Source organism: Cupriavidus sp. 05N40 (assembly GCF_056397305.1).
On sequence record NZ_JBFTND010000108.1, the window covers coordinates 1 to 24324 of the forward strand.

The window sequence follows — 24324 nt, forward strand, 5'->3', positions numbered from 1 at the left end:
GAGTACATCGATCCGACGCTTGCCTTTTCCTTGCGCGCCACGCTTGCCTTTTCCTTGCGCGCCTGCGTGGCCGCGTGGGGCTGACGCTCGGCGTCCCGCTCGCCGATGGGCGGCCCAGCGTGTCGCGTGATAGCAAAGACTCCGGTGTTGCTCTGTTGGTTTTCGCCTGGCAGGTTCAGGACGGCACGCGCCGGGTTTTGACTTCGTGGTTCGCACTCGAAAGAGATCTCTCCCAAGCCCCGCCTACGTTAGCGGGCGACTCAAACCCAACGCCGTTGAGCCGGTCACGTGGGCGAACAGCGCAGTGATTGTCCTGCGTTCGTCGCCGATTCCGCGGGCGTCCATGGCCGCCTGCTCGCCAGATGGCGCGGGGTGTAGAAAACGGGAACGGGCATGGTCGGCGCCGCCGCGGCTGGGGCACGGGCCGGCGCGACCACCGCGTGAGTGCCAGATTTCGCGCGGAAAGATGCCCCCGGCGCTGCGACGGTGGTCGGCTATGGCTTCGTCGCGGTTATCCGGAAATGCTCCACGCTCTGCCCGGCGTTGACCGCCCGCTGCAGCCAGTCCGGCATGGCGCCGTGGCCATCCCAGCCCTGTCCGTGCGCGTTGCGATAGCGCACCGCGCCGGGCAACGTCGCCAGTGGCGGCTCCGTAAAACAGCCGGCCGCCTGCAGCTGGGCCAGGGTGAGGCCGTGCTGGGCCATCTGGATGCGGATCCAGGTAATCGCTTCGGCGCGCTCGATTTCGATCGACATAATGTTGGTGAACAGATCTAGGGGGGCGAGCGATCCGGCGTGGCGCCACCGGGAAGGCGTGTCCCGCTCTCTTTGCTTAAATTTTAATCAAATCCGTTGACGCCGTCGGCACTCGGCCCCCGCGCGGCTTGTCCACAGGCTTGTCCCCCTTGCGCGGTGGATAAATGCCATCCGACCCCTTTCGGCGCCCCACCCTCAAGCCGGCCCCGGCCTGAACTTGGTTTTGATCGCCGGCGCCCGACGTCGGGCCGGCGCCAGATGGCGCGCCGCAACGGCCTCCGCCTGGGCGCGCTCGGCCCGCCGCAGCGCCGCGTCCAGTTCGGCCCGCAGCGCGTCTTGTGCCGCCTGCCCTTGTCCGAGCGCGTGCTGGGCCTGCGCCAGTTGCCGGTCGAGCGTGTCGCGCTCGGCCTGCAAGCGCGCCCGCGCCTCGGCACCGGCCACGGCGGCGGCTTGCGCCCTCGCCTGCCCGGCCGCCAAGTCGGTGCGCAGGTCCGCCGCCGCCTGCTCGCCCTTCTGGCGCAGCGTGCGTTCCTGGTCGATCTCGCGCAGCGCGCGGCGTTCGGTGGCGCTGGCCCGCTCCTGGGCGACGGCAACCTGCTCGCGGGTGTGCTCCAGCTCGGTCGAGAATTGGGTACGTAGCGCCTGCAGTTGCCGCTCCAGCGCTGCGAGCTGACGCGTGCCTTCCTCCTGACGCGCCTGGGCGGCCGCGAGGGCCTGGCGCGCGGCCTCCAGTTCGCCCTGGAGCGCCGCGCGCGCCTGCTGGGCGGCATCGAAGTCGGCCTGGACGGCGGCGGTCTCCTGCTCGGCCACCACCACCGCGGCGCGCGCGTGGTCGCGCTGGGCCTCGGCTTCGCTGGCCTGCAGCCGTGCCTCGGCCCGCAAGGCGGCCAGCTCGCCGGTGGCCGCCTCGTTGGCGGCCTGCCAGATCGATTGCACGGCATGGGCGGCGATCGCCTTGAGCGCGTCCGGCAGCCCGGGGTGGTCAATGGTCACGCGCATCTTGTCGCGCAGGTCGGTCCAGAACTGCGCCAGCACCTCGGTCGGCGTGCCCATGCTGCCCTTGCGCACCAGTTGATAGAGCTTGTTGGCGGTGGGGGTGATGCCGTAGCGGAAAAAGAGCAGTCCGCAGACCTCGCGGTAGAGCGCGCGGGTCTCGGGGAATTGGGTGCGCAGGGCGGCCACCTCGGCGGCGAGGGTGGCCTCGGCAGCGGCGTCGACCGGCGGGCGAGCGGGACTATCGGGAGGGCTGGCGGTCACGGCTAGGCGAAAACCCCGTAGGAATTTCACAAATATTACTACGTAATACGTTTCATATATAACTTTTTGTATCTTAAGTTAGACATAACGACGCTTCTGTCTAGAGTTATGGCCGCATCCACTCAGTGACAACCGCCTCATCCATGGAAGCCCCCTCGCCGCCCTGCTGGCCACCTTCACCGAGCGCCTGCGCCTGCCCGCCGCGCGCTATCTCGCAGATTTCGGCCACCGACGATCTGGCCGCCGTCACCGCCTGGCTGGCGCGCTATACCGACACCCCCCGCCACCCGGCGGACCGATCGGCGCGAGGTCGAGCGCTTGCTGCTGTGGGCCGTCCTGCAGCAGGGCAAGCTGCTTTCGTCGCTCACCCATGAGGACGTGCTGCGGTACGAGCGCTTCCTCGGCGATCCGCAACCCGCCTGGCGCTGGGTCATGACGTCGCGCAAGAAGCTCGTGTATGGCGCACCGGACTGGCGGTCGTTTGCCGGCTCGCTCTCCCCGGGCCAGCGCGCGGCATGCGATGGTGATCCTCAATACGCTGTTCACCTAGCTGGTGGACGCTGGCTACCTCGCCGGCAACCCGCTGTCCCTGGCCACGCAGCCGGCGCGACCAGTCCAAGCCGCGGGTCACGCGCTACCTCAGCCACGCGCTGTGGCAGGTGGTCAGGGATACGATCGAGGCGATGCCGGGTGCGAACGGCACCGCCACCGAGCGCGAGCGGCTGCACGCGGCGCGCTGCCGCTGGCTCTTTACGGTGCTGTTGTTGCAGATCGCTTCTATGGCAAGGGCAACAAGACGCGGCTGGTGCCCGCCACGGACGAACTGATCGTGGAACTGGCGCGCTATCGCGACGCGTACGGCCTGCCACCGATGCCGTTGCCGGGCGAGGCGCGCCCCATCGTGCTGCCGATCATCGGCAAGGAAAAGCCCTTGTCGCGCGGCGCGCTGCATCTGGTACTGAAGGAGGTGTTCGGGATGGCCGCCGAGCGCCTGCGCTGGCTATGGACTTTGCGATCACATGCTCGCTCGTCCAGCCGGGTAGGCCTCACATCCGGTTTCTGTTCGTCAGGTCGTGGCTTTGCTCCACGCTTCCTTCAGACCCCACCTCGCGGTGACGCCCTTGCGCTTCGCTAATCCTTCACCACCATCAGGTTGGATAGGGGACTTGCACCCCCGAGCTGTTGGACATGCTCGGTACACATGACAAGCGGCCGGCAAGCGCCAGCCGCACCCTGCATGGCCTGCAAGCCCAGTACGGACACGCTCACGGGTGCCCCGGGGCTCAGACGTGTGTCTCCGTCATCTTTTTGCCGACAAGATCGCCCAATTGCGCTTGGGTAACCCAATTGCGCATGGCCCCTTTGTCGGCTTGCAGTGCTTTATGCAGCGCCTCAAACGCCAATTCGATGGAAGCCTCCTGCTGGGCTTTGTCAGCAACGGCGTGCCCGATCGTGTGCCTATGCCAATGACCATCACGCTTGCGGCGAATCCCCGCAATAGCAACTCCCTTCTTGACAAAGGCCTCCACGACATATTCCTCGGCATCCTGACCCAGTTGCTTGCTAAGTAGCGAGCAGACGGCGGCCTGCCATTGTCCGGATTGCTGCGCGTGCGTCATATAGATTCCTCGCTCCCTATCAGAAAAACGTCAGGAGCGATTACCCTGGCGCTGTTGGCCCTTGTTGCCTGACCAACTATACGGCAGCGTCTGCCGCGAGCAAACGCGGAATTTTCTTGGCCCGACGCCGTAAGGCGGCGATTAGATATAAAGGTTGGTCGGGGAAATCTGTGGGTCGTTTTCTTGACGTGACTACGGTTCTTGAACCCGCAGGAGGAAGCGATAGAGCTTCCGAGAAGTGGTATCGAAGGCCTTCCGTTCGGTCTCGCTGATGCGTGGCCAGATGAGCGGTCCGCCCTCGTCATCGATCATTTGCAATAGCAGAGTCTCGATGGTGTTGACGGCGGTGTAAAACCGCGCATAAACGGCGGTTCAAGGTTGAGTAAAAGCATCAACAACACCAGGCGGCCAGTGACCGCCGCCGGGCGTGTCGGATGGTTCAGAAGAGATCGTCTGCGCTCGTCGGCCGCTGCTACCGGCTCCGTGGTCGGTTGCGCATCAACACTTGTTTCCCTTCATGCTCTCGATTTCCATGGCGGCCTTCCATTCCTCATAGGCCTCGATCGGCTCCATGGACTGATTGACGAACGTGGCGGCGCGCTCTGCGGCGGCCTGCGTATCCATGGCGGAGTCGCCCTGGTTGTCGTCCTCCGTGCCGGGTGGCAGCAGCATGTCTTCGAGCATCGCCGCCAGTTCCGATGTGTCCCATGGATCACCCAACTGAGTCTTCTTCTTTATGTAGTGCCGGACTTCCGAGTCTTGTCCGGCGGTCAATGGCAGTCCACGGAAAGTAGGCTCATCGTTGTGATGGATCATGATGTACCTCCGATGATGGTCCCTGTATTTTGAGTGTACGCGCAATRCCGCACCACCACCGGAAGCCCCGCAAGGGGCGCCGAACTACTGCTCTTGACCCCGCGGGCTAGCGGACTAAACCAAGGTGGCAGATCTGCGCGGACGCCTCGCCGCCGCTGACCATCGATAGAAGCCCTGCTTGGCCAACTCGACGAGAAACAGGTATGCAACCACCATGGCACCGAGAATGAAATAGAAGCGCACAGGTGGTGGCACAAATCCGAAGTGCGATCCCATTGGTGTAAACGGCAACGCTACCGCGACGGTCACAACCGCTAGCGACGTTGCCGTCAACAGAGGATGGGCATGGCTCTTGAGGGGATTGCCACGAGTGCGGATTACAAAAATCACCAGCACCTGGGTGCATAGCGACTCAATGAACCAGCCGGTCTGAAACTGCCGCTCGTTCGCCTGCAAAACGGCCATCAAGATGTAGAAGGTCAGAAAATCGAAAAGCGAGCTGATCGGGCCGATCACCAGCATGAAGTCGCGGATGAAATTCAAGTCCAGCACATGGGGGGCAACAATTTCCACGGCGTCCACTTCGTCGAGTGGAATTGGGACTTCCGATATGTCGTAGAGTATGTTGTTGAGCAGGATCTGTGTCGGCAGCATCGGTAGGAAAGGCAGGAACAACGAGGCGCCGGCCATGCTGAACATGTTGCCGAAGTTAGAACTGGTCCCCATCATGATGTACTTCATGATATTGCCAAAGGTACGTCGTCCCTCCAGAACGCCCGCGTGGACTACATGCAGGTCATGTTTCAGGAGAATCATATCCGCCGCCTCCTTTGCAACGTCGACGGCCGAGTCCACCGACAAGCCGACATCTGCGGAGTTTAGGGACGGCGCGTCGTTAATGCCATCGCCCAGATAGCCCACGACATGGCCGCGGGCCTTGAGCGCAAGGATCACGCGGTCCTTTTGCGCCGGACTGACTCGGCAGAACAGATTCGCGGTTTCCGCTCGGGCGCGCAGAGCATGGTCATCCATCTGGGCAATCTCCTTGCCAGTCAGGAGCCCCGTGATCGGAATGTTCAACTGGGTGCAGACATGTTGCGTTACCAGGTCGCTATCACCAGTAACGATCTTGATCGCGACGCCGGAGTTCTTGAGCGCGGCCAGGGCGGACGCGGCGCTCTCCTTGGGGGGATCCAGGAAAGCGGCGAACCCGGCCAGGATAAGCTCTTTTTCGTCGCCCACAACGGCATGAGGATGATCAGGCCGCACCTGGCGCCAGGCGATGCCCAGCACCCGCAAACCTTCTTTTTCCAGCGCGCGGTACTGGTTTTGAATGCCGGCCAGGGCAGATTCGTCTATGGGCCGCTGGCATGCGGTATCTTCTGCTTCGTAATGCGTGCAGAGCCCCACGATCTCTTCGGATGCGCCTTTCACCACCAGCCAGCGTGTCTCGCCGTTATCCAGGAGCACCGAGACGCAGCGACGCTCGAAGTCGAACGGTATCTCGTCGATTTTTTTCCAGTTTCCGACTGCAATATGCTGGTGGTCGAGAATGGCTTCGTCAAGCGGGCTCTTCAATCCAGTTTCGAAGAAGCTATTGAGATAGGCCAGTTCCAGTACCCGTTGGCAGGGACGGCCATCCGCATCCACATGCCGTTCCATATGGATCTTCGCTTCGGTCAACGTGCCCGTCTTGTCTGTGCACAAGACATCCATTGAACCCAAGTCCTGAATGGCTGCCAGACGCTTCACGATCATGTGCCGCGCGGCCATGCGCAGCGCACCCCGCGACAAGGTGACCGATACCACCATGGGTAGCAGTTCCGGCGTCAAACCGACAGCCAGGGCCACTGCGAACAGGAAGGACTCTAGCCAGGGCTTGTGAAACAAGGTGTTCACGAGCAGGACAAACATGACCATCAGGATGGTCAGCCGCATGATCAACATGCCGAAGCGGCGGGCACCTAGTTCGAACGACGTCGGTGGTGGCTGGCGCGAAATGCTGTCGGCGATTTCCCCGATAGCAGTGGCGACTCCCGTCTTGATCACAAGTATCCGGGCACTGCCGCTGATCACCGATGTGCCCATGAACACTGCATTAGTCGCCTCCTGAAGTTCCACGGCACCATCGGACAGGACGCCTGGGCGCTTTTCCACCGGGTAAGATTCGCCGGTGAGCAGCGCCTGCTTAACGAAGAAGTCGCATGCTTCCAGCACTCGTCCGTCCGCCGGAATCAAATCCCCTGCTGAAAGCAATACGAGGTCGCCTGGCACCACCTGGGTCAACGGGATCTCCAGCGATTCGCCATCACGCATTACGTTTGCCCGTACGGAAACCGATTGCCGCAGCTTATCCGCTGCCGCGTTGGCCCGGTACTCCTGGACAAAATCCAGAGTGACGCTCAGCAGAACGATAAGGCTGATGATAAGAAAATTTGTGAGCTCCCCGGTAAATGCGGACACCGCGCTGGCGACGAGGAGGATGATGACAAGCGGATTCTTGAAGCGGGTGAAGTACTGCAGCAGCAGCGATTGTCCCCGCCGCTCGCGGAACACGTTTGGTCCGTATTTGGCGAGCCGGGCTTGGGCTTGCGCACCTGACAAGCCCGTGGCGGCTGCGGCGAGGTCCGCCGTCCCGGCCGTGAGCGTATCAAGCCACCAGGGGCGAAGCTTCGGATCTACCTGCATTTCAGTACCCCCCGGTCGGCGCGTCGCGGATTAGCACTAGTTTGCCATTCTGTCATCGCGGTACCTCCAAAGAGAGACGTTAGAGGCTCCACTTGTAGTGGTATAAGTTGTAGCGTTGCTCGCCATTTGTGCAACGCTCCCATAGCGGATACCACCGTGCTCGCTGCCTGGACGGCGGTGCTTTCAGTTTGCCAAGGTGCCTGTCCCACGAATTGGAACGTAGCACTTTCGAATCAAGGCTGAACCTCATACGGTGCAAATGTAGACAAGCGCTGATCGACCACGGCGCCCCCGACGGTAAAGTGATACAGGCTTTGCCAAGCGTGATCCTTGATTCCCAGCATGGCGTGCATTTCATCATCGAAAAAACAGCCAATTCCCGTAGCGCGCGCTCCGGATGCTTCGGCTTCAAGATAGAGCGCCTGGCCAAGGATGCCGCATTCCCAGAAAAGATGGCGATATCGCCATGGTTGCTTCAGGGCGATTTCGAAATTTGCGAGCATTCCCAGCGCAAAGCAGGAATCGGCGGCGATGTCCTGGTGACAACAGATCAACTTTGCCACCGCGCGTAAATCGTAAGGCAGCAGAAAATAGAGCGGCAGATGGACCGGTCCAGTCTTTTGCCACAGCCATTCTGGGCGCATAGCCTGCTTGAGGCTAGGCAGCGCCCCGGAATGTCTCACTAGCACATACAGGCCCGGCTCCAGATCGTCTACGCGGTGCACCAATAGCGCCGGATGCACCGCGACTGGAGACATCAGCGTATTCCACGGTGGCGCATCGCTACGTACCAACAGGCATGCCAGCATGGCGAAAAAAGCCGCGGCGGTGATGCGCGTCGTACCATCGAAACTCACAGCGCTGCGGCGCTGCCGAGCGATTCGGGCAAAGCTCAGATCAAGGGCGGGCGTCGCGGACCACAGTTGCGGCTCCGGATCTAGCGAGCTCGGTTCGCGAGTACGAGACTTGTGCGTGGCGCGATGGATCGAATCGATGTCCGGCCAACTCTCATGTCCCGTGCTTAGTTGATTCGCGTATCCGTACCAGTGCGCCTTATCCAAAGCAGCCTGCAGGCACCCAGGGTCCGGCTGTGCTTCAAGATTCCCGATCCAAAGCAGGGCATCCGGCACCTCTGGTTCGGCCGGTCCAAAATCCTCGCGGCGGTTCAATCCAAGCAATGCGGCCAGCGCGTCATCCGCAGCCGCCTCCACCAGCCGCGTCTGCCAGCCGAGAGCTGCCGCGGCGTAACTCACTGCCGCGATAGCATGGCCGCAGTCATGCTGGCAGTAGCGCCATGCGCGCATTCCGTATTTCCACGCCTCGCGCCAGTGAATCGAGCTGATGCCGACCAGGATACCGCCGCCTGCAAACGCCTCGGTCCATCGAGGATCATCCACTTCAGCGCGATGCTCAAGTACATGGTCGCGGCTCAGGTAATGGTAGACCCCGCCAGCCAAGCCAGGCAGAGCCGGACACAAAAGATAGCCCTCGGTCGGATGCAGATTCCCGCTCGAAGGATTGCAGCGCAGTGACCATCGCTGAGCACCGGAGGATTTGCACGCTGACAGGCCGAGTGAAAGTTCAAACAGGATTGCCACGGTACGAAGACTGAATCTTTGCGCGGGAGGCAGAGTGCCGCAGCGCAGCTCGTTGTAGCGTGCGGCCAATGTGTCCGCGACCAATGGCAGAGCAATCCGCGGTGTGCCTTGAAACGCCCGGAACGGGTCTGGCTGGGTTGCCCAGTCGAGCCCTCCGGGGCCGGGAGCGTAGCGGTTGATACGATGCTTGCTGCGTTCGTGATATTCAAGCAACACCTGCGTTAATCGGCTCATGTGCCTTCAGCCCAGGAATGCCGATTTCGTATTATGGATCCTTCTCGGCCACCTGGCGTCGCGGCGATAAGTGAGCGCATCGAAGTACAGGGAGGGCCATTTCCTCGGCAGTGGGCGCAACTGGCAGGGAGTTGGTCGGGCGCCCACCAGTTGAGTAACCCTTGTTGGGAATCTAGTCGCAAAAGCGTATTCTTAAACTAACAGCAGACCATAAGCAACGACAAGGCACTCATGAAGTACGCCCCCGTACCTCTGGCCCCGAAAAAGCGCTCGACAACATCGAGAAAGCGCCAGAGTGAACAACCAGATGAAGGTCGCAAGACTGAGCAACCCGGTCAATTCGATCCGCAAAACAAGCAGATTGCAGATTTGAGCTAGTTCGCGTCGAAGCAGCCGATCATCGGCAAGGAAAAACCCTTGTCACGCGGCGCGCTGCACCTGGTGCTGAAGGAGGTGTTCGGGATGGCTGCCGAGCGCCTGCGCGCGCGGCCCCGAGTGGGAAAGCCGGGCCGCGGTACTGGCCAGCGCGTCGGCGCACTGGTTGCGCCACACGGCGGGGTCGCATATGACGGACCAGCAGGTCGACCTGCGCTTTGTGCGGGACAATTTCTGGCATGCTTCCATCGCCACGACCAGCGCTTATCTGCATACGGAGGACGATGCGCGCCATGAGGCCACGCAGGAACACCACCGGATTGGGTGGACACGTTAGGGCTAGCCCCCCTGCTGGCCCTTCCTCTTATTTCCGCCGGGGGCAAGAACTTATGGAAAACATCCCGTTTCATGACGCGGAATTTCCAACGAGATTGTGAATTTTCCAACGGCGTACCGCTCAGGTGCGCCGTTTTGCCATGGGCGGCAGGAATGCCTTGAGGCAAGCGGAGATGGATTCCGAACACCTTCGCGCCGGCTCAAATCCTGGCTCAATCTAGCGATGAGCGGCGCGCAATGCGCGAATGAGTTTCTGCACTAGCAGTTCATGTTGCTCCAGCGCCTCTTCAAGCGTGCAGGCTCCGTAGCTCTCGTTTTCTTCCGCCACCTTCCCAACAACACGAGTCACGAACAGCGGTGTGTCCTTAGGTGCTGGCTCGGACACCCCGCGGAAACGGGTAGTGACCACGACGCCGCAGTCTTCCATCAGTGTGCGGCGGAAGATCAGTTCGTTTTCAGCCATCCAGCGCGACCACTCGTCCTGGTCCAACACCTGGACAGGCCGGTTCTCCGCATCCAGGATATAGAMACGACTCCATCTGGGTGATAGTGATCGGGATCTCATAGGAGGATGATCGGAGTGCGTTGCAGCCCGTCAATGCTGAATAGTCTCTCTAATCATGCACCCACCGATAAGGCGATTCCATGCCCTGGGCACGGAATCGGATGATTTGTGAGGGTGCCGCGGCCGGAAAGGGATGACTGGCTAACATGTCGCGATCCGGACGTGGTGCGGAGCGCCGCGGTGCTGGCCAGCGCATCGGCGCACTGGTTGCGCCATACCGCGGGGTCGCACATGACCGACCAGCAAGTGGACCTGCGGTTTGTGAGGGACAATTTCGGACACGCTTCCATATCGACCACCAGTGCCTACCTGCATACGGAGGACGATGTCCGCCATCAGGCCACACAGGAACGGCACCAGATCGGCTGGACGCGCGAAGGATGACGGGTGCTCGCTCGCCTTGACCAGGACGCCCGGCTTGGCCAATGCCGCGCGGCGGCGTGGGTGGCACGGCGAATTGCGAGGGACTGCTACAATCTCAGCTCGTATTTAATGGCTGGGCGCGATGGGCTTCGAACAACTGGCGGCACTGAAGGAACAACTGGCAAAGCAAGCCAAGGCCGCGCCACCGGCCAAGGCGCGTCGCGCCCCCCCGAAGGCTTCGGCCCGCCCAGCAAAACCCATTAAGCCCGTCGATCCGGTGCTGCAAGCCATCGTGAAATTGCAGAAACGGTTCCCGCAAACCTTTCCGAAGAATCCTGCGCCCAAGGTGCCGCTCAAGATCGGCATCTTTGAGGATCTCGTCCCGCACGTGCAGGAACTTGGCCTGACGGAGTCGGTGTTGCGCGATGCAATCCGCACCTGGTGCCGCGGCACGCGCTACTGGACCTGCCTGGTGGAAGGTGCCGCGCGCTTAGATTTGACGGGGCAGGCAGCGGGACACGTTGCACCGGCCGATGCGACCCGGGCGCAGGGACTGCAAGCACAGCGTGCGGCGCGAGCGTTATCTCGCCCCGCGACCACGCCGAAGCCCAACTGATCTGATCTGTGATGAGGGTGCCGAGCCGTTGGCGCGGGGTTCGTGCGCCGACCAAGCGCCACCACGATAATTGATGACCGCTCGCGGAGCTGCTTGGTTCGATGCAAGGCCGTCGCCGATCAGAGCGTCGGGGCTGGGGTCCGCGTCAGCGGATCTTCTTTGGCCGACTAATGGGTGTCACGTTAGCCGAAGCACGCCCGTAGCCTCGATGAGATGGATCCCCGGGATTCATAAGGCTATGTCTGAATAAACTGTTGAGATCCAGCTCTGCCCAGCCTAAGCGCCAGGCACCCACGGGGCCAAGAGTCGTTGCGCCCGACTTCCGGTTCCAGCCCTTCACTCGTGGGCGACCGGCTTGGGGACGAACCGTGTGACTCATCCGCAAACGGCGCGCATTTGCAGCGTGGCGAAGCAGTTCCAATGCTCATTCGGCGCTTTACGGTAGACGCGCATCACTTCGCTCAAGTTTTCGCATGACATCAGCATGAAATCCGCCGAATTCTAAGCGCCGCGAGCACTGGGCTGATCGCGCCCTTGCGGCGCGGTGTGCGTGCACAGGCCGGTGACCGGAATGCCTGCTGCCTCCAACCGGAACTGCACTAGCAAGCCTGGCGCTACTTCGATGGCTCGACCCAGTACGTGGCCTTTCCTGACGCATTTCCCCCCTGCGTTTGGCCACTCCCCGCGTTATGTCGCAGGGCTTTGCAGGCAGCGACACATGGCAGTTCCGGGCCGTTTGGCGCAAACGGCCCCGATGTGCGTTTTTAGGGGTAGGCAGCTAAGGAATGAAGGGAGGCGGCGCTTCAGATCAATTGGCGAGCACGGCCTCGCAATGCGCCAGGGAGAGGGATGGTGGTGGGTAGGGAGGTAGGGCTTCAATGATGACGGTGGCCTGCCCCGCCGATCATCCCGCTGTCAGCGGCTCAGGCGAGGGCCTCCAGGCCCTTGCGCTCAACCAGGTTCAACAGTTTCAACGACGGGCCACTCGGGTGCTTCTGTCCCTGCTCCCATTTCTGGACGGTCGTCGGGCTGGTGTTCAGGTAGGCCGCGAACACAGCCTGGCTGGCACGCGTGCGCAGCCGCAGCGCCTTGATCTCGTCGGCCGTGTAGTCCCGCACCGGCGGCAGGCACAGCGCGTCGAACTCGCGCATGGTCTGGGCATCGATGAGCCCAACGTCCGCGAAGTCCCGCGCGGTCTCATTCAGGGTCTTCAACAATTTGCTAGCCATGGTTCACCACCTCGATCAGTTTGCCCTGCGCCAGGGCCACGTCCAACTGGGCCTCAGTCCAACCCAGCACCTCGGCGGCCAACCGCTTCAGCGCCTTGAGTTCCTGCGCGTCAATGTTGTCCCGCTCATTCTTGGCGTAACCGTAGAGGAAGACCGCCCGGTCCCCAATCCGGAATGCCAGCAGGGTGCGGGCACCGCCGCGCTTTCCGCGACCCGGCAACCCCACCCGCTTCTTGTACACGTGGCCACCGAGATCCGCCTCCACGAGGCCCTGTGCCATTTCCGCGACTGCCACGCGCAACACAGCATCGGTCACCCCTTCTTTGGCTGCCCACTGTCGAACAGCCGGGTGGTAAAGAGTCGCATGCACGCCCTAGTCTTATTTAGCTAAATATAGCACTGAGTACCATGGATAGAATCCGGCAAGCAACCCGGGGCACGCGGGGATCCTAATCGTCGCGCTCGTCGGCCAACGCCGCCCACAGCACCGCTTCGACATCGGGCTGATCAAGACCGGCACTCTCACCGCCCTCGCCATCCGCCTCACGCCGCCGGCTGACACCCGGATGCGTCGTCGCATGCACCTGCTGCAATTGCCGGATGGCCACGTGGGTATAGATCTGCGTGGTCGACAGCTCCGCATGCCCCARCATCGCCTGGATGAAGCGCAGGTCCGCCCCGTTCTCCAGCATCTGCGTGGCCGTGATGTGCCGGAACAGGTGACCGTGGAGCAAACCCACACGAAGCAGGATACGGGTCCGTTGGACTTCGGTGCAGGCACCCCCTCGGAACATTCGCGCAGCGCTCCGCTGGCAGGTGGCCCCGTGTTGCCAAACCCCAGTTTAAGGTTGGGTCAGAAATCCTGGCGATTAATTGCATTCTTCTTCGGCAAAAGGTACGCACCGCGGAGCGAGCGCTGTCCACGTCAGTGCGTGGTTGCGCTGGATGCCGTGCGTAACGGTCAAGCTTCGCAAAGGTCCGCCGGAATTAATGATCGGCAACACTTGGCGCCCAACACGTAGAAAGGCTCTTCCCACCGCGCATCCTGCTATGTAACCAAGTTGGATTACAAACTAGATTACAAATTGGTTTACTGTTCCAGAGTGGCGACCTATAGTTGATCCAACATAACGAGGTGAGCACTAATGAGCGTGGCAGCAAGAACCATCCGTAAGCAGGAAGAACCGGGCCAGAAAGCCGACCGAGGCCCGGCAAAGGCAACCTCCCCGATAGACGTCGCGGCGGAGCTGCGCGCGCGCATCGCACGGCACGATCTATTGCCGGGAACGAAACTGGTTGAGCAAGAGCTGGCGCAGGAATTTGGCACGACGCGCCCGCGCATCCGCGAGGCGTTTGCTGCGCTGGAACAGCACGGGCTGGTTGAGAGGATTCCAAACCGGGGGGCGATCGTAACCCGCATCAGCTTCGAACAGATCCTGCAGATCTACTGTGCGCGTGAGGCGCTCGAAGGCATGAGCGTACGGCTCGCCGCGCAACTCGCTCCCCCTGGCGAATGGGACGACCTGATTGAACTGTTCGGCGCCCCGATGGAAACCGCGCTGGACAATGGCGACTTCGACTTCTACCTGGATGGCTACGACCGCTTCCGGCAGCGCGTCGTCAAGAACGCCGGGAATCCCATTATCCAAGGCATGCTGGATTCCATTATGGAGCGCACGCAGGCGGTGATTCGCCGCGCCATCGTGCTGCCTGGCCGAGCCAAGCTGGGCTTGGCCCACCACAGGGCAGTGCTGGCCGCGCTTCGGGAGCGCGACGCAGAGAAAGCTGAGGCGATTCGCCGGCAAAGCCTGCGCGAAGCCGCGGAGTATCTCAGCAAATACCGCAAGTTTATTGTTTGACCACTAGAAGACCATAAAAATGAAAAGGAGACCTGCCCGATGCTGTCGTTCGTCCATCGCGCCGTAGGCGCAGCCGCTCTGGCGCTCGCCGGGCTGGCCCTTTCCCCCGCGCCGGCACATGCGCAAGACAAGTACCCGAGCCGCCCCATCAAGATGTATGTCGGCTTTTCCGCAGGCAGTGCGACGGACATTGTGGCGCGCGTAGTGGCGCAGCACCTCTCGGAGCGACTCGGCCAGTCGATCGTGGTGGAAAACAAGACCGGAGTAGGCGGCAGCTTAGCCGCTGAAGCGGTCGCGCGCGCTGCACCCGATGGCTACACCCTGCTGACAGTTTCCAGTGCCATTGCCGTCAACCCGGCGGTCTACCCCAAGCTTTCGTTCAATATTGAGAAGGACCTCACGCCCATCGTGCTGATTGGCCGCCTGCCAACCGTCCTGTTGGTGAACAACGGCTTTCCCGCCAAATCCCTGGCGGAATTCCTCGCTTATGCGCGTAGCCATCCGAAGAAAGTCAACTATGGCTCGTCCGGCGTAGGAGGCTCCACCCACCTCACCACCGAGTATATGGCGACGCTCACCGGCACGTCGTACACGCACGTGCCGTACCGGGGCAACGCGCAGGCAATTGCCGCGCTACTCGGCGGCGAGATTGATATGGTGACCGATACCATCCTGCTCGCTGCGCCGAACATCCAGGCCAAGCGCGTCCGTGCGCTCGCCATTTCAAGCCAGGCACGTTCCCCACTTGCGCCAGACGTCCCGACATTCGCAGAAGCCGGCCTGCAAGGTTACGACGGCAGCCTGTTCTTCGGCCTTATGGGTCCGAAAGACATGCCGCCGGAGATTGTGGCGCGAGTCAACCGCGAATTCAACGACTTGCTCAAATCCTCCCCGGAGTTACGGCAGCGGCTGCAGTCCGCCGGTGGCCTCGACCTGAGCGGCGGTAGCGTTGCGGGATTCCGCGACATGCTGCACAAGGAGGTGGCGTTGTGGCGCGATGTCGTCAGGACCGCCAACGTAACCGCCCCCCAGTGATGCGCTCCAGAGAGTCCCGACATGCAACGTGATGCAAGCCTCAAGCCCCTCTCCGGCTACACGGTGATTGAACTGGGATCCACCGTCGCCGGCCCATTCTGCGGCAGGCTGCTGGCGGATTTCGGTGCCAGTGTCATCAAGGTAGAAACGCCTGACGGTGATGCCCTGCGCTCGATGGGCAGCCACAAGGACGGCGTTTCGCTTTACGCCCTGTCGATGTTCCGCAACAAGGAACTGATCTCGGTTGACCTGCGCAACGAGGAGGGGCAATCGCTGCTGCGCCAGCTGGTGGACAAGGCAGACTTCGTCATCGAGAACTTCCGGCCCGGCACGCTGGAGCGCTGGGGCCTGTCTTACGAGGCGCTGAGCGCGTCCAATCCCGGCCTCATTATGATCCGCATCAGTGGCTACGGCCAGGATGGCCCGTACAGCCGGCAACCAGGCTACGGCGTCATCGGCGAAGCCCTCAGCGGGCTCCGTTCCATCACGGGCGATCCGGACCGGCCGCCGGCACGCGTGGCCACCTCCCTGTCGGACTACGTCACCGGACTGTATGGCGCTTTCGGCGGCATGCTTGCACTGGAGGCTCGGCACCGCACCGGCAAGGGCCAGATCGTAGACACCGCCTTGGCGGAATGCGCGTTCAGCTTTATGGAACCCCATGTGATGGCCTACGACCAGCTCGGGGTGGTCGCGGAGCGTGCCGGATCGCGCCTGCCAGGCTCCAGCCCTAACAACCTGTACCAGTCAGCCGATGGCTGCTTCATCCACGTGGCAGCATTGGCCGATCCTATCTTCCGCCGCCTGTGCACCGCACTTGGCGCTCCCGGGCTGGCAGACGACCCGCGCTACGTCAGCAACCGGCTGCGCAGCCAGCACAGCGATGAAGTGGATGCCCTGGTGCAGGAATGGGTCGGCGCACGCAGCTATGAGGAAGCTCACCGCCTGCTGGCCGCACACGATATTCCGCACGCGAAGATCTACAACATCGACGATGTCTTCGCCGACCCGCACTTCCGCGCTCGTGAAACCATCACGCGCCGGCCCCATGACCGGCTTGGCATGGTGGCGGTGCCGAACGTGACGCCGCGCCTGTCCGATACGCCAGGCCATGTGGACACGCTGGGCCGCGACACCGGCGCCGACACGGCAGCGGTGCTGCGCCGCATGCTCGGCATGAGCGCGGAATCACTGGCGGGCCTGCACTCACGGGGCGTCATCTTCGACGAGCAGCTGGCCCGTTGATCCCGGAATTCCCAACCTCTGTACTTTCTCTCTGCCGAAAGAAAAGGATGGACTCATGAGTGTCAATGTGAAATCTGAAGTGGTCGGTTCGGTGTGGAAATGCGAATGCGCATCGGGGCAGACCGTGGATGAAGGCGACGTGCTCTTCATCATTGAATCCATGAAGATGGAGATCCCGGTCGAAGCCACGCACGCAGGTAAGGTTTCCGAGGTGCTGGTCAAGGAGGGCGAATCCATCGCCGAGGGACAAATACTTGCCGTGGTCGAACCGGCCTGAGGAGATGGCGATGGACATGAGTCAAACAATTCCCTCGGAAGACCTTCTCGAGCTCGAGCGGCGACGCGAGTTTAGCCTTGCGCTGGGCGGCTCCGAGGCCGTCGAGCGGCATCATGCCGCCGGAAAGCTGACCGTGCGCGAGCGCATCGATGCGCTCGCGGATGCCAACTCGTTCCATGAGGTCGGCCGGCTGACTGGCCAGGGCCACTACGACGAGAACGGCGTGCTGGTCAAGGTCACGCCCGCGCCGTATGTGATGGGCCTGGCAACGGTGGACGGCCGGCCGGTCGCCATCGGCGGCGAGGACTACACCGTCAGGGGCGGCGCAAGCTGGAGCGGCGACCGCAAGAAAGGCGGACAGGGCGGATTCGTGGAGGAACTCGCCCTCCACTACAAGATTCCATTGGTCAATCTCATCGATGGAGTGGGTGGTAGTGTCACCTCCGCGCAGAAGCGCGGCCATACCGTCTTCCCGGGAGTTCATGGCTTTGAAACCTCCGCGGCACTGCTCGGCCAAGTCCCCGTGGTATGTGCCGTGCTGGGAACCGCGGCAGGCGGGCCGGCGGGGCGGGCCATCCTTTCGCACTGGTCGGTCATGGTCAACGGCACCAGCCAGATCTTCGCAGCCGGACCACCGGTGGTGAAGCGCTCGCTCGGCCAAGAAATTTCCAAGGACGAGCTGGGGGGCGCAAAGATTGCCGTCGACCTGGCTGGAGCGGTCGACAACGCCGTCGACAGCGAGGCGGACTGCTTCGAGATGATCCGGCGCTACCTGTCGTACATGCCGCAGAATGTGTGGGAACTCCCGCCTGTCACCGCCTGCGACGATCCCGTCGACCGACGGGACGAGGCACTCGCGACGATCGTGCCGACCGATCGCCGCAAGGCCTATGACATGCGCAAGATCATCCGCATGGTCTTCGACCGCGGCACTCTCTTCGAGATTCAGCCCACTTATGGCAAAGCCGTGATCACGTGCCTGACGCGGCTCAACGGCAAGGTGGTAGGCGTAGTGGCCAGCAACCCCATGGCCTATGGCGGCGCTATCGATGCCAAAGCTGCACGCAAGCAAACGCATTTCATCGAACTCTGCGACACCTTCCATATCCCGCTGGTCTTCCTGGTGGATGTGCCAGGCTTCATGGTGGGCCGCGATGCCGAAGCGCAAGGTACCTTGCGGGAAGGTATGCGCAGCGTCTTCGTGAGTCTTCAGGCCACTGTGCCAATCGCCACGGTTGTGATCCGCAAGTGTTACGGCATGGCCGGCATGGCCGCGACTGACAAGAATGGCTTGGGACTCAAGCTGGCATGGCCGACTGCGGAATGGGGGTCTCTGCCGATCGAAGGTGGTGTGGCTGCGGCATTTCGCCGGGAGATCGCTGATGCGCCGGATCCAGCGGCCAAGGAACGCGAGATCGAGCACCGGCTGCGCCAGCTCGCTTCGCCCTACCGCACCGCGGAAGCCTTTGGCGTGGAAGACATCATCGACCCGCGCGAAACCCGCTACACCCTGAGCCGGTTCATCGATGCGGCGCAAATTGCCTTGAAGACCACGCTTGGGCCGAAGCTGAAACCTGGCGTCCGGCCTTAGCGCAACGATGGCGTGCAGCGCGCGGCCGGAACAGCCTCATCCGTCCTGCCCGCCGTACGCCATCAGCTCCAGTGTGCGGCGTACGATTTCCATTTCGCGGTTGCCAATGCTCTGCGCAATCTCCTGCTCAATCCGATCGATCACGGCATGCATTTGCACAAGGTAGTCCAGTCCAGCGGGCGTGAAGGCGACGATCAACGCGCGCGCATCCGCCTCGTCGACGTGCTTTCTGACCAGGCCCAGTTGCTCAAGCGTGGCCACCACCTGCGAGACGGCCTGCCGCGTGGTACCGGCGCGCTGGGCGATCACGGTACTGCGTGTACCGTCCAGGTCGATGTAGGGCAGCACCATCACGCAGGCATCCGGCACGGCCGGCAGGCCAGAGCCCTCGAGTGACGCCGACACGCGGGCGAGGAAGTTGCGCCGCGCCAGCAGAAGCAATCGGCTCAAGCCACGTTGCCGCGAACGTTGCAACCGTGCGAGTTGCTTGTTACCGATCATCGAATCTCCAGAAACCGATTGACGCGTGCACATGGTAAAGCAGGTTGACAGAATGTCCGCAGAATATTCTCGCCCCGGTACCGCCCTACCGACGCTCGATAAGGGCGCGCTCACATCGAGCCACATCGTCCGCTGGTGCGCCGCCCAGGAAAACTGGGACAAGATCCATTATGACCGGGCCTATGCCCGGGACGTTGCAGACCTTCCCGACACGGTCATCAACGGCGCGCTGAAGCAGCAGTTCCTTGCGCAACTCGCCACAAGCGCTTATGGAGAACACAGCTGGCTGTGGCGGCTTGCCTGCCGCTTCCGTAGTCCCGACCTGGTCGGCCAGCGGCTGCGCGGCGAAGGAAAGGTTCGCGCTGTGGAGCACCAGGCAAGGGTGACTGCGGTGCATCTCGACCTGCACCTGTTCAACGTGGATACTGGAAGCGCGACCACCGAAGGCACTGCCACGGTTCTGCTGCCCGTCAGCAACGCTGACAAACCGCAAACGCTTCCGACGCTTTATATCGAGCCGCGCGAGCCACTGCAAATGGGCATTGCATCGCAAGGCGTCGACGAAAATGTGCCGGCATCGATCCGACGCCACATCGGCACGGAGATCGAGCATATTGTTTCCTTCAACCCAGTGGAAGCCGGCCGCTTGCGCCTATTCGCCGAAGCAGTGATGGGCTTGCCCGCGTATCACCACGATCCCCACGCCGCGCGCAGCAGCGTCCACGGCGGCCTGGTCGCTCCCGCCCTGTTTCCGGTGCACGCGATGTCCTGGCCGGCAGGTGCGCATGAACTCGACACGGAGCCAGGCGCATTGGGACGCGAAGCGGTATGCGAGGTCGGCCGCACGTTTGCCAAACGCTTCAGCCTGGCGCCCCAAGGGTTGCTCAATGGTGGCACCACCGCTTGCATTCACGCTCTGGCGAGGCCGGGTGACATTGTTCAGGCAAGCAGTCGGCTGGCCGGCGTGCGGTGCAGGACAGGCCGTCGCGGAGAGCGCATGCTGGTCTTCGATACAGAGAACCGTTACGAAACGACAGCCGGCCAGCTTCTGGTTCACGAGCGACAGACCATTTTGCATCGGTTGATGTAAAGATCTTTCGCGGCCCGGAGCGTGGTGCCGCAGGACGACACACACGGAGGTAGCACGCTGCATTAGTAAAGTAACTTGACATTATGTGACGCCATTTCTACGCTGGCTTTCACCACCTGGGAGACACCAACATGAGGATGCGATTGTGGGGACTTGCAGCACTGATCGTTGCCAGCCTGGTAACGGGACACGTAGCCGCGCAGGACTGGCCAGCGAAGCCTATTCGTCTTGTCGTGCCATACGCGCCAGGCGGAACCAATGACAGGCTGGCACGCGAGTATGCGGAGTTCCTGCGCAAGAAGCTCGCGCAGGCCGTGGTGGTGGAGAACCGCCCGGGCGCCTCAACCAACATCGGCAGCGAGCTAGTCGCCAAGGCCGAGCCGGACGGCTATACATTCCTGATCGGCATCGACGGCCTGGCTACCAACCGGTTTACCGGCCCCGTTCCGACATTCGACCCACAGAAGGAACTGGCGCCGGTAAGCCTGCTGACCCGCGTGCCGTGCCTGATCGCCGCAAACAACAATTTTGCGGCGTCAAGTATCACGGACATGATCACGCTGGCCCGCGGCAATCCCGAGCGCTACTCGATCTCCAGCGCCTCGCTAGTACTGCAGGTAGGGTTGCTCAACTCAGGCTCGAAGATCCGCCTTAACCATGTTCCTTACAAGGGGGGCGCGCAGGCCTCCGGCGATGCCATAGGTGGGCAGGTGGATATGGTGATTGCCAACGTACCGGTACTGGCCCCATTCGTGCGCGGTAGCAAGCTGCGGCCGCTTGCGGTCAGTTCGGCAACGCGCAGCGCGGCGTTCCCCGATGTGCCGACTCTGAAGGAGAGCGGCATGTCTGACGCGGTTTTCTCGAACTGGTACGGCGTATTCGCTCCCGCTGGAACGCCGGAGCGGATTATCTCGCGCATGGCTGCCCTGTCCCGGCAGTTTGTCGAGGATCCCGCGATCAACAGGCAACTGACCAGCGAGGGCTACCAGCTTGAGGCGTCGACTCCGGCGGAACTGGCCGCACTGCTGGTCACCGAAGGCGCCTCCGCCAGCCGGTTCGTCGCAGCAAACCCGGCACTTTTCAAACGATGAGCAACAGGGGAGACACAGGAATGGCATTCGAATCGCTGATCGACGAACTCTCACAACGCGAGGCGCGCGCCCGGCAGATGGGTGGCCAGGAAAAGCTTGCACACCGCAAAGCCGCAGGCGTCATGAACGCACGCGAGCGCATTGATTACCTGGTGGACGCGGGCAGCTTCCTGGAATCTGGCCTGCTTGCCACATCGTACCGGCCCGAGGTCCGCGACCGATCCCCCGCCGATGGCAAGATCGCTGGTTACGCGCGCCTGGATGGCCGCGACGTCGCCCTGGTTTCGAATGATTTCACGGTGCTTGGCGCGTCGAGCAGCACTGTCAATGGCAACAAGATCGCGCATATGAAATCCATGGCGACCCGGCGCGGCCTGCCAATGGTCTTTCTCGGCGAGTCCACTGGCGCTCGCATGCCCGATACCATGGGCGCACGCGGCATTGGCTCAGGCGACCGTCCAACGCAATACCTGCGCACTCGTGAGACCCCGTGGGCCTCCGCCGTGCTCGGACATTGTTATGGCTCATCAAGCTGGTATGCAGCGTTGGCGGATTTTTCGGTCATGCGCAAGGGCGCCGTCATGGCCGTGTCCAGTGTCAAGCTCACCTCAATGGCGATCGGCGAGGAAGTCGATCCTGAGGCTTTGGGCGGATGGGAGATGCTGACTGGCGTATCGGGCCTTGTGGACATGGCAGCCGATACAGATGAAGAGGCTCTGGATGCGGTCAAACGCTTTCTGTCCTACCTGCCCAGCCACCACAACGAAGCCCCCCCGGTGCACCCGGTGCCCGCAGGCTCTGGCAATGAAGCGCATCGCATCCTCGACATCGTTCCCGAGTCCCGCACTCGGGTCTACGACGTGCGCAAGATCATTCCGCTGATCGTCGACAAGGGCAGCATGTTCGAACTGAAGGCCCGCTACGGCAAGTCGGTGGTGACGGCACTGGCCCGCATCGACGGTCGAAGTGTGGGGGTCATCGCCAATAATCCGATCGCCAAAGGCGGCGCTATCGATGTCGACGCGTGCAACAAGGCAACCAGCTTCATGGTGCTGTGCGATTCGTTCAATATTCCGTTGGTCTTCATGACTGACCAGCCGGGATTCCTGATCGGCATCGAAGGCGAGCGCCGCGGCGCCGTCGGCAGGGTGATGAACTGGATGAATGCCCTCTCGCTGGTCACTGTGCCGAAGATTGCCATCATTATGCGCAAATCGTATGGTCAGGCCGTGCTCAACATGGGCGGCGCCGGTAATGCCGACGAGTTGATTGCCTGGGTATCCGCCGAAGTCAATTTCATGGACCCGCGTTCTGGCGTCACTATCGTGCATGGCGTGAAGCAAGAAGATGACCCCGAACTCTACGCCACCCTCCTGCGCCAGATGGAGAGCGACACCTCCGCCTGGGACATGGGCGCAGCTTACTCGGCGCACATGGTCATTAACCCGGTCGATACGCGCCAAACGCTGTCGCGCTTGCTCGAAGTACACCGGCTGCGGCTCACTGGAGGCGTGGGTCAGCACCTCATGCGCACCTGGCCCACCAGCTACTAAAGGAGACCAATCCATGCGAACCGTACTGATTGCCAACCGGGGGGCCGTGGCTGCCCGCGTGCTGCGCACCCTGCAACGAATGGGGCTGCGCTCGGTCGTAGTCTACTCCGAAGCCGACCGCGATTTTCCTTACGTCCAACAGGCGGATGAAGCTTACTGCATTGGCCCAGGGCCGGCAGTGCAAAGCTATCTAAACGAAGGCGCCCTGTTCGACGTGATGCGCCGCTCGCGCGCCGATGCCGTGCATCCCGGATACGGCTTTCTGTCCGAAAATGCAGGCTTTGCGAGAAGCGTGGAGGCTGCCGGACTGACGTTCATCGGCCCGAGCCCGCACTGGATCGATGCCATGGGCCATAAGACGCGGGCGCGTACGCTGATGGCCGAGCATGGCATGCCAATGTGCCGGTCCTCTGAAGTGGTCGGCGAAGATCCCCGAGATATTGAAGCAGCCGGCGCAGCCGTGGGCTACCCGGTGCTGGTGAAGCCCGCCGGCGGTGGCGGCGGTATCGGCATGGTCGCCGCGCAGGACCCCACCTCGCTGGTCGAGGCGGTGACGCGCGCACGGGCCTTGGCCCAACGCAGCTTCGGCAACGGCGATGTCTATCTCGAGCAACTCTTCGAACGGCCACGGCATATCGAATTCCWGATTCTGGCCGACCGGCACGGGAACGCTCGCCATCTGTTTGAGCGCGATTGCTCGGTGCAGCGCCGTCACCAGAAAGTCATCGAGGAAGCGTGTGCGCCGGCCCTGCCGCCCGGCGAAGCGGACGAGATCGCCAACCGGGTGGCCCGTCTGCTGGGCAAGCTGGGCTACGACGTCATCGGTACGGTCGAGATGCTGCGCGGCAGCGATGGTAGCTACAGTTTTCTTGAGATGAACACCCGCCTGCAAGTTGAGCACGCTGTGACTGAAGCGGTGACCGGCATCGATCTGGTCGAGGCCCAGATCCGCTTGGCCGCCGGGGAGTATCTACGTGATGTCCTGTCCGCGCCGGTTCGGGTAGAGGGCCATGCTATCGAACTGCGCATCTACGCCGAGGATCCGGTGCGCTTCTTCCCCTCGCCAGGCACCCTGCAGGTATTCCATCTGCCGTCGGGCCCGGGAATTCGCGTCGAGACCGGCTATGCGGAAGGCAATACGGTCAGTCCCTACTACGACCCCATGATCGCCAAGATCATCGTCCATGCTTCAGATCGGCAAGCAGCGATCGCGCTGGCACGCGAGGCATTGTCCGCAACCGACATTGTTGGCGTCAAAACCAACTTGCCGTTGCTACAGCGCATGCTGGCTTACGCTCCCTGGCTCGCAGGCGAACTGCACACCGGTCTGATCAACGATCTGCTCGTATCGCAAAAGACTTGATTGTGGCGCTGAGAATGGCATAGTTCGAGCGGAACGCCCAGACCGTGAATGCCTCGCCTTCGCCGGGGCATCGGCGTCAAACTCCAACGAAGCGGCGCCGCCTCAGGGCGTCATCGATTCGTTCTGGCGCCTCCCCGGCACCGCTAGTACAACATCCCGTAAATAGCTTGAATAAATAATCGCCTCGGATATCATGGCGGGATGAGTCGAGGCCGCCATGCAACGCCAGTGAAGTTGGCGAAGAAAGAAAGACAGGAACTGTTATCGC

23 protein-coding genes and 3 pseudogenes are annotated in these 24324 nt (G+C 62.1%); 14 read left to right on the forward strand and 12 right to left on the reverse strand.

Features of this window, described 5'->3' with window-relative positions; translation table 11 throughout:
• The 3 genes from AC1DO7_RS23735 to AC1DO7_RS23745 all read right to left on the reverse strand — a co-directional run.
• Positions 1-236, reverse strand: a 236-nt coding sequence (locus AC1DO7_RS23735) for a hypothetical protein (protein ID WP_477116633.1), incomplete at its 3' end; no start/stop codon positions are given.
• 258 nt (positions 237-494) lie between these two features.
• The gene (locus AC1DO7_RS23740) at positions 495-755 is read right to left on the reverse strand and encodes an H-NS histone family protein (RefSeq protein WP_441623723.1); all 261 of its coding nucleotides are present in this window, start codon (positions 753-755) and stop codon (positions 495-497) included.
• 195 nt (positions 756-950) lie between these two features.
• A complete protein-coding gene (locus AC1DO7_RS23745; protein WP_441623725.1) occupies positions 951-2012 on the reverse strand; it encodes a DNA-binding protein in 1062 nt (353 codons plus the stop codon).
• Positions 2013-2155: 143 nt separating this feature from the next.
• Between AC1DO7_RS23745 and AC1DO7_RS23750 the strand changes: the two are divergent.
• A pseudogene (locus AC1DO7_RS23750) lies at positions 2156-3009 on the forward strand (tyrosine-type recombinase/integrase); the annotation flags it as partial.
• Between the two features lie 286 nt (positions 3010-3295).
• Here AC1DO7_RS23750 and AC1DO7_RS23755 read toward each other — a convergent pair.
• The 4 genes from AC1DO7_RS23755 to AC1DO7_RS23770 all read right to left on the reverse strand — a co-directional run bounded on the left by AC1DO7_RS23755 (position 3296) and on the right by AC1DO7_RS23770 (position 8967).
• Complete coding sequence (locus AC1DO7_RS23755; protein WP_441623727.1) at positions 3296-3631, reverse strand: hypothetical protein; 336 nt, start codon at positions 3629-3631, stop codon at positions 3296-3298.
• Between the two features lie 498 nt (positions 3632-4129).
• Complete coding sequence (locus AC1DO7_RS23760; RefSeq protein ID WP_441623728.1) at positions 4130-4447, reverse strand: hypothetical protein; 318 nt, start codon at positions 4445-4447, stop codon at positions 4130-4132.
• Positions 4448-4561: 114 nt separating this feature from the next.
• Positions 4562-7135 carry a magnesium-translocating P-type ATPase gene (gene mgtA, locus AC1DO7_RS23765; RefSeq protein WP_441623730.1) on the reverse strand — a complete coding sequence of 858 codons (2574 nt, stop codon included), beginning with the start codon at positions 7133-7135 and terminating at the stop codon, positions 4562-4564.
• 233 nt (positions 7136-7368) lie between these two features.
• Positions 7369-8967 carry a SagB/ThcOx family dehydrogenase gene (locus tag AC1DO7_RS23770; protein WP_441623732.1) on the reverse strand — a complete coding sequence of 533 codons (1599 nt, stop codon included), beginning with the start codon at positions 8965-8967 and terminating at the stop codon, positions 7369-7371.
• 231 nt (positions 8968-9198) lie between these two features.
• On the opposite strand from AC1DO7_RS23770, the gene AC1DO7_RS23775 reads away from it, so the two are divergent.
• Together AC1DO7_RS23775 and AC1DO7_RS23780 are read left to right on the forward strand one after the other, a co-directional pair.
• The gene (locus AC1DO7_RS23775) at positions 9199-9345 is read left to right on the forward strand and encodes a hypothetical protein (protein ID WP_441623734.1); all 147 of its coding nucleotides are present in this window, start codon (positions 9199-9201) and stop codon (positions 9343-9345) included.
• 30 nt (positions 9346-9375) lie between these two features.
• A pseudogene (locus AC1DO7_RS23780) lies at positions 9376-9679 on the forward strand (tyrosine-type recombinase/integrase); the annotation flags it as partial.
• 216 nt (positions 9680-9895) lie between these two features.
• Here AC1DO7_RS23780 and AC1DO7_RS23785 read toward each other — a convergent pair.
• A complete protein-coding gene (locus AC1DO7_RS23785; RefSeq protein ID WP_477116634.1) occupies positions 9896-10243 on the reverse strand; it encodes a hypothetical protein in 348 nt (115 codons plus the stop codon).
• Positions 10244-10417: 174 nt separating this feature from the next.
• Between AC1DO7_RS23785 and AC1DO7_RS23790 the strand changes: the two are divergent.
• Positions 10418-10627: pseudogene (locus tag AC1DO7_RS23790) on the forward strand (tyrosine-type recombinase/integrase); the annotation flags it as partial.
• Between the two features lie 121 nt (positions 10628-10748).
• The gene (locus AC1DO7_RS23795) at positions 10749-11222 is read left to right on the forward strand and encodes a ProQ/FinO family protein (RefSeq protein ID WP_441623737.1); all 474 of its coding nucleotides are present in this window, start codon (positions 10749-10751) and stop codon (positions 11220-11222) included.
• 923 nt (positions 11223-12145) lie between these two features.
• On the opposite strand, the gene AC1DO7_RS23800 is transcribed toward AC1DO7_RS23795, so the two are convergent.
• From AC1DO7_RS23800 to AC1DO7_RS23810, 3 genes are all read right to left on the reverse strand, one after another.
• The gene (locus AC1DO7_RS23800) at positions 12146-12451 is read right to left on the reverse strand and encodes a helix-turn-helix domain-containing protein (RefSeq protein ID WP_441623738.1); all 306 of its coding nucleotides are present in this window, start codon (positions 12449-12451) and stop codon (positions 12146-12148) included.
• Positions 12444-12821, reverse strand: coding sequence for a type II toxin-antitoxin system RelE/ParE family toxin (locus AC1DO7_RS23805; RefSeq protein WP_441623740.1), 378 nt, complete (start codon positions 12819-12821; stop codon positions 12444-12446). Before AC1DO7_RS23805 ends, AC1DO7_RS23800 begins: the two co-directional genes overlap by 8 nt.
• Positions 12822-12900: 79 nt before the next feature.
• A complete protein-coding gene (locus AC1DO7_RS23810) occupies positions 12901-13245 on the reverse strand; it encodes a tyrosine-type recombinase/integrase (protein WP_441623742.1) in 345 nt (114 codons plus the stop codon).
• A gap of 351 nt (positions 13246-13596) precedes the next feature.
• Here AC1DO7_RS23810 and AC1DO7_RS23815 point away from each other — a divergent pair, with 351 nt between their 5' ends.
• From AC1DO7_RS23815 to AC1DO7_RS23835, 5 genes are read left to right on the forward strand one after another with little or no spacing between them, the layout of a single operon-like run.
• On the forward strand, positions 13597-14310 hold the full coding sequence (locus tag AC1DO7_RS23815; RefSeq protein ID WP_441623743.1) for a GntR family transcriptional regulator: 714 nt from the start codon (positions 13597-13599) through the stop codon (positions 14308-14310).
• A gap of 39 nt (positions 14311-14349) precedes the next feature.
• Positions 14350-15345 (forward strand): Bug family tripartite tricarboxylate transporter substrate binding protein, encoded by a 996-nt coding sequence (locus AC1DO7_RS23820; protein WP_441623745.1) that lies wholly within the window; start codon positions 14350-14352, stop codon positions 15343-15345.
• 21 nt (positions 15346-15366) lie between these two features.
• A complete protein-coding gene (locus AC1DO7_RS23825) occupies positions 15367-16590 on the forward strand; it encodes a CaiB/BaiF CoA transferase family protein (RefSeq protein WP_441623747.1) in 1224 nt (407 codons plus the stop codon).
• 55 nt (positions 16591-16645) lie between these two features.
• Positions 16646-16867 (forward strand): biotin/lipoyl-binding carrier protein, encoded by a 222-nt coding sequence (locus tag AC1DO7_RS23830; RefSeq protein ID WP_441623749.1) that lies wholly within the window; start codon positions 16646-16648, stop codon positions 16865-16867.
• A gap of 10 nt (positions 16868-16877) precedes the next feature.
• A complete protein-coding gene (locus AC1DO7_RS23835) occupies positions 16878-18458 on the forward strand; it encodes an acyl-CoA carboxylase subunit beta (RefSeq protein WP_441623750.1) in 1581 nt (526 codons plus the stop codon).
• A gap of 36 nt (positions 18459-18494) precedes the next feature.
• Here AC1DO7_RS23835 and AC1DO7_RS23840 read toward each other — a convergent pair whose 3' ends face one another.
• The gene (locus AC1DO7_RS23840; RefSeq protein ID WP_441623752.1) at positions 18495-18959 is read right to left on the reverse strand and encodes a MarR family winged helix-turn-helix transcriptional regulator; all 465 of its coding nucleotides are present in this window, start codon (positions 18957-18959) and stop codon (positions 18495-18497) included.
• Between the two features lie 52 nt (positions 18960-19011).
• Here AC1DO7_RS23840 and AC1DO7_RS23845 point away from each other — a divergent pair, with 52 nt between their 5' ends.
• The 4 genes from AC1DO7_RS23845 to AC1DO7_RS23860 all read left to right on the forward strand — a co-directional run bounded on the left by AC1DO7_RS23845 (position 19012) and on the right by AC1DO7_RS23860 (position 24056).
• The gene (locus AC1DO7_RS23845) at positions 19012-20049 is read left to right on the forward strand and encodes an FAS1-like dehydratase domain-containing protein (protein WP_441623754.1); all 1038 of its coding nucleotides are present in this window, start codon (positions 19012-19014) and stop codon (positions 20047-20049) included.
• A 131-nt stretch (positions 20050-20180) separates the two neighbouring features.
• Complete coding sequence (locus AC1DO7_RS23850) at positions 20181-21140, forward strand: Bug family tripartite tricarboxylate transporter substrate binding protein (RefSeq protein ID WP_441623755.1); 960 nt, start codon at positions 20181-20183, stop codon at positions 21138-21140.
• 20 nt (positions 21141-21160) lie between these two features.
• Positions 21161-22693, forward strand: a complete 1533-nt coding sequence (locus AC1DO7_RS23855) for an acyl-CoA carboxylase subunit beta (RefSeq protein WP_441623757.1) — start codon at positions 21161-21163, stop codon at positions 22691-22693.
• A gap of 13 nt (positions 22694-22706) precedes the next feature.
• On the forward strand, positions 22707-24056 hold the full coding sequence (locus AC1DO7_RS23860; protein WP_477116635.1) for an acetyl-CoA carboxylase biotin carboxylase subunit: 1350 nt from the start codon (positions 22707-22709) through the stop codon (positions 24054-24056).
• The last annotated feature ends 268 nt before the right edge of the window (positions 24057-24324 follow it).